Below are 12,990 nucleotides of genomic sequence, written 5' to 3' on the forward strand. Positions count from 1 at the left end.
GTTGTAAGATGTTACTTAGCTGTTTGGAGAAACGTAATATACTTAGCCGAGGTCCATCACATCGCTGCTCTGCAAAGTAGGAAATGACAATTTTCAATTAATGTCATTTGTAAGATGTTACTTAGCTGTTTAGAGAACCGTAATGCAATTTCACGAGATCCATCACATCACCGTTCCGCAAAATGGGAAATGACAAATTTCAAATAATGTCACTAGAAATGTGTCATTTCCCAGTTTCGAAAAAAGTTATATCCTCCCCTAACGCACATCTCATCATTGTTTCGGATAAGCTGGTTATCTCTTGACAGAACAGAACCATTATCCACGACAAAAACCCGCGCCATTAAGCGCGGGTTTACGTTTATTTGCATTTTCGAAAAGATAAGTGTTGAGTTGACTTACTTCGCCAACGTTTCCCGTGCTGCGTTCACGAGTAGATCGAAATGCTCATCTTCCTCTAGTAATTCCTCAACAGCCTCGATATCTTCTTCTTTACCGGATTCGCGCAAGAAGTGCAGGGCATAGCTCCAGTCGTTTTTACCTTTGGTGCTTTGAAGCGTGATTTCATACGGGTGTTCATGACCTTCGACTTTGAACTCTACATGCCCGAGGTAGCCATCTTCTTTGCTGTGTTCCATACTTGCTTTTAAAATTTCAATCATGTTCAACATCCTTTTCGAGTATTTGTAGCCATGCCCAGATTGCGTTCATGGTGGTTTGTAAGTTTGATGCATTTTCCCATATGTAGGGATTGTGATCTCTAAAATAATCAGCATGACTCCCGATGATCGGGAGCATGAGCTGGTGAATCGGCGCATGTTTCACACGGTTCCATCCGTAAATGCCTATTCTTGTTCGGCTCCACCCACCCCATGTTCCTAGTCGGGGAATGGGATCGCGGGATTGATTCCGTGGATTCGTCGCATGTACGTACAAAACTTTGTGTTTTAATAACGCAGGGATCGCACATCTGGGTGATCCAATTTGGATGACACCTAGGATTTCTTGCCCCTCAAGTGCGAGGTCTTCCGCCGCCATTATCGAGGCTATAGCACCAGCGCTATGTCCGATAAAGATTAGCTTTTGGCCGTTCCCCCTAGTCGCTTTCACAAACTCACGCAAGCTTTTACCGCCATAAACGGATTGTTTCCGATGTGCGTTATGCCACATATCACGTATGATTTCGGTCAACTGACTGTGCTTCGTTCGGTCCCAATCGCCATATGGAAAGTGAACATGAACTCGCACATGTCTACCTGCTTGTTCATATCGCGAAGCAAGTTTTATCGCAAAGTCATCCAAGAAGTTAGACGCGGTTGCAAATCCAGCTGAAACATATATAACGATGTCTGTGGGATCAGCGTGAATTGTCATGACTTGCTTCGTTCCTTTCTTGGCAAATTGGGTTTAGGTTCTAGGCTTTGCACGATTCGTCGGAATCGCCGCCATGGGATCATCAGGCCAGTAGTGCTTGGGGTAGCGGCCTTTGAGATCTTTTTTTACTTCGAAATAGGCTTCGCGCCAAAAGCTAGCCAAATCCTTCGTCACCTGCATCGGTCTTTGTGCTGGCGATAACAAGTGCAAAGTGACTGGGACCCTCCCTTTAGCGATACGCGGCGTGTCTGCCAATCCAAACATTTCTTGCAAACGTACAGATAGCGTCGGTGACTCCAAGTTGCTATAGTCAACGGGGATTCGTGACCCGCTCGGCACTTGAATATGTGTAGGCGCCCATTCGTCTAACGAACGTCGCTGCTCCCATGTTAGCATTTCTTCTAATAGGCTTGTCAAGTTAAGGCGGCTCAAAGCTCCTTTACTTTTCAGTCCATACAGATGAGGCCCCGCCCATTCCTCGAGGGTTGCCAACAAGGTTTCATCCCGAAGATCAGGCCAATTTTGGGTAAAACGATGTAAAAAGATGCTGCGTTCCTGAAGATGACGCGCATTTCGTGTCCAAGGCAGTACGTCTAAGGATTCCGAACGAATCCCTGCAAGCAATGCCTTTAAGACGAGATCCAAATTGGGTTCTTGAAGCGGTTTATCTTTGAGTGTTAGCGCGCCTAGCTGCCACAGTTCTCTTGCACGCACGGAACCTACTGCACTGTCCCATTCCACAACTTGTTCTTTGCGGATGTGGTTTTCAAAAGCTGTGAACAACTCTTCCTCTTGTAGAGGGGCTGCGAGATAGATGCGACTCTCCGTTCCGCTATCATCCAGCTCTGCTGCGACGATATACCGCTCGTTCGAGAGCAGCTGCAGCTCCGGCAACACGGCCCCGCGGCCGTTCGCGAGCGTAAACCGCCCCGCCGACCGTCGCTGCGCGACGCGGTCGGGGAAGGCGAAGGCGAGCAGCAGCCCGCTCGCCGCTGCAGGGCTCACGCTCGGCCGGATGCCGAGCGACTGCATCAAGACCTTGGCCTCCGCCGTTATGCGTCGGCAAAGGTCAAGGTCAACACCCTCGCGCGCGTCGCCACGCTGCGCGCGCCAGAGCTCTTCGATGCGGCTGCGCACATCCGCATCCCGACTCGCGGCGCGCATGAAATCGCGCTCGCTCAGCATGACCGCGAGCTCGCACGCCAGCGCGCCGAGCTCGAGCGGAATGGCTTGCAGCACCATGTGCGCAAGCCGAGGGTGCAGGCCTAGCGCCGGGACACGCTTACCGTGTGGCGTTAGGCCCCCGCTCTTGTGCAGCGCGCCTAACTGCACGAGCAGTTCCCGCGCCTGCTGATATGCAGCAGCAGGCGGTGGGTCTAGCCAGACCAGCGCAGCGGGGTCTGGCGCGCCCCAGGCTGCAAGCTCCAGCGCCAGCGGGGCGAGATCAGCTTCGCGGATCTCGGGCGTGGAGCTCGGCGGGAGCTGCCGATGCTCGGTCTCGGTCCACAGGCGGTAACACACGCCTGGACCGAGACGCCCTGCTCTGCCTCTGCGTTGATCGGCAGAGGCAATGGATACCGGCACCGTCGTCAGACGGGTCATGCCGGTGCGGGGCGAGAAACGCGGCACACGCATGAGGCCGCTGTCGATTACAACCGTGATCCCCTCGACCGTCAAGCTGGTCTCGGCGATGGAGGTGGCTAGCACGATTTTGCGATGGCCAGGCGTGCGGACGGCCGCCAGCGCTTGGTCCTGATCTTCTATGGAAAGATTCGCATATAGGGGAGCGATCTCCACTGTAGGACCTAAGCGCAAGGCTGCAAGTCCGTTGGCAACACGATGGATTTCCCCCGCACCTGGCAGGAATACGAGTATACTTCCAGCGTGCGCTTGTAACGCTTGCCCAATGCTTGCCACTACAGCAGGCTCTATTCTCCCTGGCACTTTTTGTTGCAGATAGTGCGTATCAACGGGATAGGTTCGACCTTCACTCTCAATAATCGGTGCATCATCTAAAAGTAAAGAAATCGCATTGGCTTCCAAAGTTGCGGACATCAGCAAAATTCTTAAGTCATCCCGAAGTAGGGTTTGGGATTGACGACACAAAGCGAGCCCAATATCTGCATGCAGACTGCGCTCATGAAACTCATCAAAGATGACGATGCCAACCCCATCCAAGGCAGGATCCTGCTGCAGCATACGGGTTAGAACACCTTCTGTGATAACTTCAATGCGCGTTTTCGGTCCAACGCGTGTATCATTTTTCACCCGATAACCAATTGTCTGACCGATTTCCTCACCTAACAGTTTGGCCATGTAACGCGCTGCTGCACGGGCTGCCAGTCTTCTTGGCTCGAGCATAACAATCTTTTGGCCTTGCAGCCACGCTGCCTCCAATAATGCCAATGGAACCTGAGTTGTCTTCCCCGCACCAGGCTGCGCGACTACGATGGCACACGTTCGTTCTTGTAAGGTATGTACGAGTTGTGGAAGTATTGCGTTTATGGGTAACACGTTCATGAGGTTCACTCCGAGCTATCTATCTTATTTAATGCCATTAAATGTTAGTGCACCTGAATGAAAGATCACGATTTGTTCATCTGTTTTCTGTTTGGAAACCTGTTCCTTCGCTTTTCAATCGTGTATACTAGAAGACAATCTAGTCACTAAAGGAGAACTTTAACATGAATGTACATGAAGCGATTTCCAAACATTCGAATGCACAGCATTTGCATCTCGTTCGATTTGCTGAGCTTGATGCACAGCGAGAGCACGCCATTGACGCGGCTGTCGATCTGTGCAAACGCGGGCTGCCATTTAACGTTGATGCCATCAACGCGGTTACGGCCCAAATTATCGCCCATGCCCAAAAAGGTATTTCTCCACTCCGTTCCCTTGTTACTGAGGATATGGTTCGTGATTACGTAAACAAAGGGTAAGGAGATACATTTCCATGGGTGTACTAACTTTTATTTCAATGCTTGTCATGGGATCCGCCTTCAGTGCTGGATTCTTGCTCTTGTTTAAGCAAAAAATTGCATGGGGAATCACCTGCATTGGCCTCTCCATCGTGTGCTACATCGCGTATGTCTACGTTGCGAATGCCTATTTCGTCTAAAAGATGCTGCGCACTACGAGAACCGATCAGATTAACTGATCGGTTCATTTCGTTCTTTTCGTTCTTTTCGTTCTTTCGTTCTTTCGTTCTTTCGTTCTTTCGTTCTTTCTTTCGTTCTTTCGTTCTTTCGTTCGTACATATCTTCATGTTTCACTTCATGTCTTCCTTCATTTCTTCACTCACGCCATCAATCTTAACAACCTCACGCCCAACCACGCTCCCCAAGCTTCTCAAATAGAAGCTCAAAATACGCCGTAGGATGAGGAACAATTTCCTTCAATGAAATCGACCATGCGACATCAGCGTACTCGCCGTCACTTCCCATTTTGAAACCATTCGCCGTAATTTCCGAGCGTTCACCGCTAACAAGTTGTTTAAAATCTGAGACAGTCACAGCAAATAGTCCCGTCACCTCATCTGGCTGAAGTTCATAGCTCCGCAAAGCTTGATCGCTGCGATAGAGGAATACATGACAGAACTCACGATCAATCAGCGTGTCCGAAATCAGATCCTCCTCTGCAAATACGCCACAGGAGATTAAGTCCTCGAAGACTACAGAGAGTCCTAATTCTTCCTCTAACTCCCGCGTTCCCTCTGCGACAGTTTCACCAGCAGCTAGATGCCCTGCACAGGAAATATCCAGTAAATCCGGGAAGAGATCTTTATCAGGATGCCTTAACTGAAGCAGAAGCTTCGGTACGTTCTCTTCACTGCTGACAATCCAGCACTGAAAGGTCTGATGCCATAGCCCCTTGGCATGAACCTCGGAGCGAGGCGCCACGCCGAGCCAATTCCTTTTCGCATCAAACACATCAAAATGCTCTTCCGACTTCTTCATTCCATTTCCCACTCCAATCAGGCACTCACACGAGTCATTGGATATTATCTCCGAGTAAGCTTGGTTACTTTCATCGCATAAAGATCGTCCTCTAGGACTGCCATTCGGTCTCTGACACCTTTAAGTGCATCCTCGATCGCTAGATTATAAATTGGTGCAGTAAGCTGTTGAAGCATGTAGTCAATCAATTGCTCTGCTGCAATTTGACCTACCGTTACCCCAAGCTCGACATCTAAATGTTCCTGCAAATCACTAATTAGGGCGTCTTTTTCATCCTTGGGTAATTTCAAAACTTTCATCTAAACRTCCCTCCTCTTACTCGAAAATTTGAAAATCGATTTCTTGGAAGGAGCTTACTTCTTTCATCCAACGTTCAGCCACATACTGGGTATGTACAGGGTGATTATTATAAGCGTCATAAGCTGCTTGATTCGCAAAAACCATAGAGAAACCATAGTCGTAATCTGCTTTAACACTGACTTGGCGCAGCACTTCAAATTGCTCAACACCAGGTATTGTTGTTAGCTCCTCAGCGCTGATCTTTAGGAATTGCTCGGCATTTGAGTTATTTTTACCCCCATGCAGCTTGAAAACAACCATATGTTTAATGTTTGGCGTATTCATCCATATTTCTCTCCTTTTCCATACCATCTTCGCTTATTATAGCGGATTTTGCCGCAAGGAACTATATGGACTCTCACTCTGCCTCTCCATGTTTAAAAAGGGAATAATATCCTTCTATTTAGAACACATTAACCAAGTACTATAAATCAGAAGAAAAGGAAGTGCTCTTATATGGTGGAAAATAATAAACATGAAGGCAACTACCCAGGTACTGCGAATATGAATGCAGAGAATCAAGATATGGCTTTCGTGAATGATACGTTAGAAAACGCGCCAAGCACATCTTCCATCAATCTTGCCAAAGACGATATTAGTGAAGCAAATGAAGAAGAGCAACTAAACCAAAAATAGTCGGCTTCTTACGTTAGAGCAGTCCTTCCAAGTCCTCTTCAGGATCTGGTGGCTGCTCTATTTTCGTTAATTCGACTTATTTTCACGGGTAATCAAACTTGGCATCTCCCACCTCGTGCGCTACTATAGATGAAGAAGCATGCATTGGAGGAGGTAGCTACGTTGGAACAAGTCATTGTTATTGGTGCGGGTCCTTGCGGATTATCGGCAGCTGTTGCCTTAGGACGCGCTGGTCTGTCGCCATTACTCATAGAGAAAAGCTGTATCGTGAATGCTATTTATTTATATCCTACGTATTTGCAATTTTTCAGTACACCGGAATTGTTAGAAATTGGTGGTTACTCCTTTACGACTCCGCATGATAAACCTTACCGCCAAGAAGCGCTGGTTTACTATCGCGAAGTCGCCCGCCGTGAACAGCTGCGCATTCGATCTTATGAAGAAGCGGTTCAGATTGAGCAACTAGAAATTGGATTCAAGGTCCACACTTCTGATCAATTTGGCAATAAAGCTACTTATGATACGCTGAAAGTCGTTGTCGCTACCGGTTATTTTGATCATCCGAACATGCTGGGTATTCCTGGTGAAGAGCTTCCGAAAACAACGCATTACTACAAAGAAGCACATCCTTATGCCGGGGCGAAGGTCGCGATTATCGGAGGAAACAATTCAGCCGTGGATGCTGCGATGGATTTGCTCCGCGTTGGTGCTGATGTGACTGTCGTCTATCGTGGGAAAGATTTCTCGGCCAATATTAAACCGTGGGTCCGTCCCTTATTTGAAAGCATGGTGAATAAAGGACGCATCCGAATGTGGTTCGACGCTCAGGTAGAACAAATAGACGAACATACGGTTCATGTGCGAAAAGGAAGCGAACACGTCACTCTGGAGAATGACTTCGTACTAGCCTTAACCGGTTTTCGCCCGGATCGGTTCCTGCTTACGGATATTGGCGTTCAGTTTCATGAAGAAACGAACGCACCGTTGGTCAACCCAGAGACCATGGAAACGAACATTCCTGGCTTATATGTCGCAGGTGTGGTCGCTTCTTCCAAATATGATGCGAACGAAATCTTTATCGAAACAGGCCGTTTACACGGAATTTCCATTACCGAACATATTGTTAACAGTCAGAGCCATCAATCTTAGAGATTGGTGGCTTTTCCATGTTAATTCTATGAAAATATTTCCTTTTTTTCAGAGATTCCTCTTCCATTACGAACGCTTGTTTGTTATAATGAAAACAAGAACAAATGTTCTAATTAGATGAGGAGGTTGTTAACATGATGAACCCAAGTCACAATTTTCGTTTTATCGAGAGAGATTATTGGTATCAGAAGGCATTGTGTGACACTGACCATCTTTTGCCAGCACASATCGATGACATGCTTGACGAAGCACACACTTACTATGCCGATTACACATTCAAGTTTTATGACGATGGATCGGTGACAATCATAGATAACGACACGAACAACCGTATTAAACCAAAGGAACTTACAGGTGCTGTTTATGATTTCTACATTCGCAAACGGATTTATATGATCAAAGCCAATTTAATAGAGAAACAACTCCAACATGCCAATTGAAGCACAATAAGGCCATCTGATTCGGACGATTCGTCCTTCAGATGGCCTTATGTTTTACTCAATGCTATTCCTTATGATAACAGAAGCAAGCTTGGCTGTGATCATTTACCATGCCCACTGCTTGCATGTAAGCATAACAAATCGTCGAACCGACGAATTTGAAACCACGCTTCTTTAAGTCTTTACTCATACGATCTGAGATGTCCGTTCGGGCAGGCAATTGGCGACTGTCTTCCCAGTTATTCTTAATGGGTTCGCCACCTACGAAGCTCCAAATGTACGAATCAAACGTGCCGAACTCTTGTTGAACCTTAAGAAAAGCCTTCGCATTCCCAACAACGGAAGCTATTTTCAAACGATTGCGTACGATGCCGGGATTTTGTAGTAAATCCTGCAGTTTCGCCTCATCATAATTCACAATCACGTGCGGATCAAAGCCATCGAAAGCTTCCCGATAGTTATCTCTCTTCTTCAAAATCGTATACCAGCTTAAACCAGCTTGAGCGCCTTCCAAGTTCAGCATCTCAAACAAGACGCGATCATCATGCACGGGAACTCCCCATTCATGATCATGGTAATCTTGATATAAAGGGTCTTCGTTAACCCAACCGCATCGGTTTGTCATGTTATTCTTTCACCTCACCCAAATATCGAACATGTGTTCTCTTTCATTATAGAGCGAATGCGAACACTTGTCCAGTTGGATTATTTCAGGTCTTAAGACAACCGATAGAACCGGTAAGTGTTTTGGAGTAAAATAACTGTCGTCTCTTGCACGGATTTCCCTTTCAACTCAGCGATTTGTTCAATGACTGCGTGAATCATACGAGGATGTGTCACTTCACCTGCAAACGGCCCTTCAAATGGCCAAGGTCCATCTGTCTCCACCATCATAAGTTCCAAAGGATAACTTCGAACAAGAGTTCTTATTTCTTCTTCGTAGAGAACATCAGGGGTGATAGATATATAATAACCAGCCCCTATCATACGCTCTACGGTTTCGTCAGATCCTTTAAACCAATGAAAATGTGCCCTCTTGAGCCCGTACTTCGCTAGTAGATCACATACAATCTCTGCATCCTCATACACCGCATGAAGTACAACAGGTTTATCCCACTGGGCAGCAAGCTGTAAGAAGCGCTCCAGTAGTTGAATATAAGGTGCAACGTCAAACGGCTTGCCAGCCTCTTCTACCTCGTGTCGCATGTAATAAGGAAGCCCAATTTCACCTACTGCGATCATATCGCTTACATGCTCACTCATCCAATCGATTAATGCCTCCAACTGCGTTTCCGTKGGCAGTTCCTGCTCTGGATGAAACCCGTAAGCCGCAAAGATGCGATCTGGAGCAAGTGACTTCAATTGTTTGGTAGCTTTACAARAATCCAGATGTCTGGATACCACGATCAAGGCCTGCACCTGTGAAGCATCCAGCTCTGCAATAATCGTCTTCGCTAACTCTTCGTCATACATATCGAGATGGATATGCGCATCAATGGCTGACATCAGTTGTTTTCTCCTGTCGCAACAGCCCTTGAATATGCTGTCTTAGTGCTATAAACGCTGGTTCCTGCATGATCGCTTCCTGACGTGGTCTTGCAAATGGCACCTTCAGTTCTTCCAAGATACTTGCAGGCTTATTGGAAAGCACGTAGATACGATCAGACAGAAAGAGCGCTTCCTCGATACTATGGGTGACGAATAAAATGGAGCGTTTATTTTGCTCCCAAATGTTAATGAGCCACGCTTGCATATCCAGCCGCGTTAACGCATCTAAGGAGCCGAAAGGCTCATCTAAGCACATAAGCTCCTGCGGGCTTAACAAGGCTCGCAGGAAAGAAACACGCTGCTGCATACCGCCTGACAGCACATGTGGAAGTTCCCGTTCATAGCCGCCTAAACCAACTTTGGGCAGCCATTCTCTGGCTTTGGCGATCGCCGAATTACGCGACTCCCCTGCCACTTCCTGACCGAGTGCTACATTTTCCTCAATGGAGCGCCATGGAAACAACGCCGGTTGCTGTGGCATGTAAGAAATAAGACCTTTTTTACCCGTCACCTTCTCGCCATCTAGCCAAACTTCGCCTGACGTCGGCTGCACGAGCCCACCAATGATATGGAATAAGGTACTTTTACCGCTGCCAGAAGGTCCAATGATGGATACAAATTCACCTTGCTCAACATGAAGATGAATATCGGCAAGCACGGAAACGTGCCCCTTTTTATTTGGAAACACATGGCGAATCCCAGAAAGCTTTAATTTGCTCATAGTCACAGCTCCTCCTCTCTTACGAAGAACGTTTGACGTTCCAACGAATGATGAGCTTCTCAAGCCCTGCGATCAGCCAGAAAAAGAGTAAGCTTAGAATCACGATGATTCCAATTGCCACAAATTCCCGATCCGCACGGAAGGCTGATTTTTGTAAGATCATATAATAGCCAAGCCCCACATTTCCGCCTAGCCATTCGGCAATAACAGCTCCCATTACGCTGTAAGTAGCTGATATTTTGAGTCCCGTGAACAGAAATGGCAGTGCATGAGGCAACTCTAATTTATAGAAAATTTGGCGTTTTGATGCACCAATCATTTGCATGTAGTTGTACATGCTGCGATCCGTCTGCATAAAGCCATCTAGCGTTGACATCGTCACAGGGAAGAAACAGACAAGTGAAATCAATATAAGTTTAGGTAAAAGGCCAAAACCAAATAAAATAATTAACAGCGGCCCCAGTGCGATGACAGGGATATTTTGAGATAAAATGAGCAGCGGATAGAAACCTGCCTTAACGAAAGGAAGCCTATGCAGCATGCTGGCAACTAGAACACCACCAATAGCTCCCACACTAAAACCAATGGACATCAAACGAACGGTAGCCCACATATGCATCCACACGCGCGGCATATCTGTGGTACCATCTCGCCATATCTTGAGCGGGCTCGGAAGCAGCCAGTCAGCGGCTCCTCCCCACGTGACAGCAAGCTGCCAAATAAACAACAGAAGGATGACTACCACAAGTGGCGGCCATCCTGCTTTGATCCAGCGATGGATGTTCATTATCTGTACTTCTCCGTTAACTTGTCCATCGAGGCTCCCGACGGATTGAAGTAAATTTTCACCTGAGAAATGACATTCGGGCTACCCATGTCAATCATCGCCGTATTCATATCTTGAATAATGAGAAGGAGTTGATCCAACTCGCCCTCCATCGTCGTTTCAAGGGGGGAAACAAAATATTTGACGCCAGAATTTGCAATCACTTCAATTGCACGGTCTACATAAGGAATGACGTCTTCGCCATTTACCGTTTTCGGTATAATTTGAATACTAACAAGTGCATTAGCCATGATTGGAATTCTCCTCTTTTCGGACTCGGAATTATTTCGTGCTTCCAGGTAAAAATGTATTCGTAAAGGCTGCATCCACATCCAGCTTTTTCTCTAAAAGCTTGTGATCCAGCATCCACGTGGCATAGTTTTCCCACACGGATTTCTTTTGCTCACCCCAACGCACAGCATCATCCTGATAGCGTGGGCTTAACCATTTTTGACTAGCGACAACCAGCTTAGGATCCAGATCCGGGACGGCTTTAATCAATATATTCGCCGCATCTTCCGGTTTGGAAATAGCGAATTGATACCCTTTGGACGCTGCAGCAACGAACGCTTTAACGATTTCTGGCTTCGTTGAGATCATCTTCTCATTTGTCGCCAATACCGGTGTATAATAATCCAGTTTATCCGAATATTTGTTCAAATAAATCATGTTCAGCGGCTCACCACGCAGTTCCGCATCTACGCCAGTCCAAGCATAGTAAATCCATGCGAAATCAATATCGCGTTTGACGGCTGTAAAATAATCCGCATCACCAATATTGACCATTTTCACTTTCGTCGCATCCGCTTTTTCCGATTGCATCAAGGATTCAATCATGGCACTTTCTGAAGGAGCACCCCAACCGCCATACGACTTATTCTCGAAATCCTTCGGTGTTTTGATATTCTTAGCGACCGGTGAAGCAAAGCCAGAAGTATTATGTTGAATAACTGCAGCAATCGAGACTAACGGCACACCTTGAATACGGCCTTGCGTAATGCTTTCTTGATAGCTCACTCCAAACTCTGCTGCGCCAGAAGCGATCATCGTATCCGCTCCACCTTCGCCAGGGGCAATGATTTGTACATTTAAGCCTTCTTGCTCAAAAAATCCTTGATCCTTCGCGACATACAGCCCCGTGTGATTCGTATTTGGCGTCCAGTCAAGGACAACTTTCACGTCGGTAAGCTTTTTGGCTCCCTCTGTCGGTTGAACTGACTTCGCTGAATCATTACCGCAGCCTGCCATTAACACAGTAAAGCTGACTAGCACAAGTGGTGCAATTTTGTTCCATTTCATACTTGGTTTCCCTCTCCTCTTATCTCTATATAACCATAAGAAAAAGCCCCCGTTATCCGGGAGCGCCATGTGTAGAAAATGATATGTCCAAACGAAACAATCGTTGGATGTGCATTTATATGAGATCTCTACGCTGGCATTACCCAGATCAGATAAACGGTTAGTGACAATGACGGTCACAATCTCAGCCTGACTTCTCAAGCCCCCGTGGTTTTCTTATTTGGTTAGTCTATAACATACCGCATGTTTCGACAAAATGCAAACAATTGCTATACAAGTGTAAACTATTTCTCAAGACTCAACTGCCAAGTTACGCCAAAGCGATCTCCTACCCAACCGAATCTTTCACTAAAAGGGTACTTATCTAAGCCCATATAGACTTTGCCGTCTTGCGACAGCGACTCAAATACACGATTAATTTCTTCGACCGTATCGCACGTAACAAACAAGGATATCGAAGGTGTAAAGGTAAAAGCATGCTTAACCGGACTGTCACTGCACATCATTTGTTGCCCATGAATAGAGAAAGTTGCTTTCACAACACTTCCTTCAGGTCCAGGTCCTTGAGGACCGTAGCGCTCAATATTGACGATCTCAGACTGATCAAATAGCGAGGTATAGAAATTCATTGCTTCCTCAGCCCGACCCTCAAACATCAAAAATGGCTTAACTTTCTGTTTCTCTTCGCTCACTACTTACAAC

General features: G+C 46.6%; 19 protein-coding genes. 5 read left to right on the top strand and 14 right to left on the bottom strand.

Annotated elements, in window-relative coordinates; translation table 11 throughout:
- Positions 1–398: 398 nt before the first annotated feature.
- The 3 genes from AB4114_RS32510 to hrpB are packed head-to-tail and all read right to left on the bottom strand — an operon-like array spanning position 399 to position 3,894.
- Positions 399–662, bottom strand: a complete 264-nt coding sequence (locus AB4114_RS32510; protein ID WP_436236824.1) for a hypothetical protein — start codon at positions 660–662, stop codon at positions 399–401.
- Positions 655–1,374: a lipase family protein gene (locus AB4114_RS32515; protein ID WP_441992127.1), complete on the bottom strand. Its 720-nt coding sequence runs from the start codon at positions 1,372–1,374 to the stop codon at positions 655–657. The genes AB4114_RS32510 and AB4114_RS32515 overlap by 8 nt, the downstream gene beginning before the upstream one ends.
- A gap of 33 nt (positions 1,375–1,407) precedes the next feature.
- Complete coding sequence (hrpB, locus tag AB4114_RS32520; RefSeq protein WP_441992128.1) at positions 1,408–3,894, bottom strand: ATP-dependent helicase HrpB; 2,487 nt, start codon at positions 3,892–3,894, stop codon at positions 1,408–1,410.
- Between the two features lie 164 nt (positions 3,895–4,058).
- Between hrpB and AB4114_RS32525 the strand changes: the two genes are divergently transcribed.
- Together AB4114_RS32525 and AB4114_RS32530 are read left to right on the top strand one after the other, a co-directional pair.
- Positions 4,059–4,313 carry a YpbS family protein gene (locus AB4114_RS32525; protein ID WP_056621204.1) on the top strand — a complete coding sequence of 85 codons (255 nt, stop codon included), beginning with the start codon at positions 4,059–4,061 and terminating at the stop codon, positions 4,311–4,313.
- A gap of 14 nt (positions 4,314–4,327) precedes the next feature.
- A complete protein-coding gene (locus AB4114_RS32530) occupies positions 4,328–4,492 on the top strand; it encodes a hypothetical protein (protein ID WP_171630646.1) in 165 nt (54 codons plus the stop codon).
- A 31-nt stretch (positions 4,493–4,523) separates the two neighbouring features.
- On the opposite strand, the gene AB4114_RS32535 is transcribed toward AB4114_RS32530, so the two are convergent.
- The 4 genes from AB4114_RS32535 to AB4114_RS32550 are packed head-to-tail and all read right to left on the bottom strand — an operon-like array spanning position 4,524 to position 5,954.
- Positions 4,524–4,646: a hypothetical protein gene (locus tag AB4114_RS32535; RefSeq protein ID WP_441992129.1), complete on the bottom strand. Its 123-nt coding sequence runs from the start codon at positions 4,644–4,646 to the stop codon at positions 4,524–4,526.
- Positions 4,647–4,694: 48 nt separating this feature from the next.
- Positions 4,695–5,330: an NUDIX hydrolase gene (locus AB4114_RS32540; protein WP_441992130.1), complete on the bottom strand. Its 636-nt coding sequence runs from the start codon at positions 5,328–5,330 to the stop codon at positions 4,695–4,697.
- Positions 5,331–5,374: 44 nt separating this feature from the next.
- Positions 5,375–5,629, bottom strand: a complete 255-nt coding sequence (locus AB4114_RS32545; protein ID WP_441992131.1) for a DUF2164 family protein — start codon at positions 5,627–5,629, stop codon at positions 5,375–5,377.
- Positions 5,630–5,645: 16 nt separating this feature from the next.
- The gene (locus tag AB4114_RS32550; RefSeq protein ID WP_441992132.1) at positions 5,646–5,954 is read right to left on the bottom strand and encodes a Dabb family protein; all 309 of its coding nucleotides are present in this window, start codon (positions 5,952–5,954) and stop codon (positions 5,646–5,648) included.
- Positions 5,955–6,125: 171 nt separating this feature from the next.
- Here AB4114_RS32550 and AB4114_RS32555 point away from each other — a divergent pair, with 171 nt between their 5' ends.
- The 3 genes from AB4114_RS32555 (at position 6,126) to AB4114_RS32565 (ending at position 7,894) form a co-directional block, all read left to right on the top strand.
- Complete coding sequence (locus AB4114_RS32555) at positions 6,126–6,305, top strand: hypothetical protein (protein ID WP_441992133.1); 180 nt, start codon at positions 6,126–6,128, stop codon at positions 6,303–6,305.
- A gap of 162 nt (positions 6,306–6,467) precedes the next feature.
- The gene (locus AB4114_RS32560; protein WP_441992134.1) at positions 6,468–7,454 is read left to right on the top strand and encodes a YpdA family putative bacillithiol disulfide reductase; all 987 of its coding nucleotides are present in this window, start codon (positions 6,468–6,470) and stop codon (positions 7,452–7,454) included.
- Between the two features lie 134 nt (positions 7,455–7,588).
- Positions 7,589–7,894 carry a hypothetical protein gene (locus AB4114_RS32565; RefSeq protein ID WP_441992135.1) on the top strand — a complete coding sequence of 102 codons (306 nt, stop codon included), beginning with the start codon at positions 7,589–7,591 and terminating at the stop codon, positions 7,892–7,894.
- A 64-nt stretch (positions 7,895–7,958) separates the two neighbouring features.
- Here AB4114_RS32565 and AB4114_RS32570 read toward each other — a convergent pair whose 3' ends face one another.
- From AB4114_RS32570 to AB4114_RS32600, 7 genes are all read right to left on the bottom strand, one after another.
- A complete protein-coding gene (locus AB4114_RS32570) occupies positions 7,959–8,519 on the bottom strand; it encodes a DNA-3-methyladenine glycosylase I (protein ID WP_441992136.1) in 561 nt (186 codons plus the stop codon).
- Positions 8,520–8,611: 92 nt separating this feature from the next.
- Entirely contained in the window at positions 8,612–9,400 is a 789-nt protein-coding gene (locus tag AB4114_RS32575; protein ID WP_441992137.1) for a TatD family hydrolase, read from the bottom strand.
- Positions 9,387–10,163, bottom strand: a complete 777-nt coding sequence (locus AB4114_RS32580) for an ABC transporter ATP-binding protein (RefSeq protein WP_441992138.1) — start codon at positions 10,161–10,163, stop codon at positions 9,387–9,389. Before AB4114_RS32580 ends, AB4114_RS32575 begins: the two co-directional genes overlap by 14 nt.
- Positions 10,164–10,182: 19 nt before the next feature.
- Complete coding sequence (locus AB4114_RS32585; protein WP_441992139.1) at positions 10,183–10,950, bottom strand: ABC transporter permease; 768 nt, start codon at positions 10,948–10,950, stop codon at positions 10,183–10,185.
- Positions 10,950–11,240 (bottom strand): thiamine-binding protein, encoded by a 291-nt coding sequence (locus tag AB4114_RS32590; protein ID WP_441992140.1) that lies wholly within the window; start codon positions 11,238–11,240, stop codon positions 10,950–10,952. The genes AB4114_RS32585 and AB4114_RS32590 overlap by 1 nt, the downstream gene beginning before the upstream one ends.
- Before the next feature lie 31 nt (positions 11,241–11,271).
- Entirely contained in the window at positions 11,272–12,288 is a 1,017-nt protein-coding gene (locus AB4114_RS32595) for an ABC transporter substrate-binding protein (protein WP_441992141.1), read from the bottom strand.
- A 284-nt stretch (positions 12,289–12,572) separates the two neighbouring features.
- Positions 12,573–12,980 carry a VOC family protein gene (locus tag AB4114_RS32600; RefSeq protein WP_441992142.1) on the bottom strand — a complete coding sequence of 136 codons (408 nt, stop codon included), beginning with the start codon at positions 12,978–12,980 and terminating at the stop codon, positions 12,573–12,575.
- Positions 12,981–12,990 lie beyond the last annotated feature (10 nt).

This window comes from Paenibacillus sp. 2RAB27 (assembly GCF_052115445.1).
In the GTDB taxonomy this organism is placed as follows: domain Bacteria; phylum Bacillota; class Bacilli; order Paenibacillales; family NBRC-103111; genus Paenibacillus_E.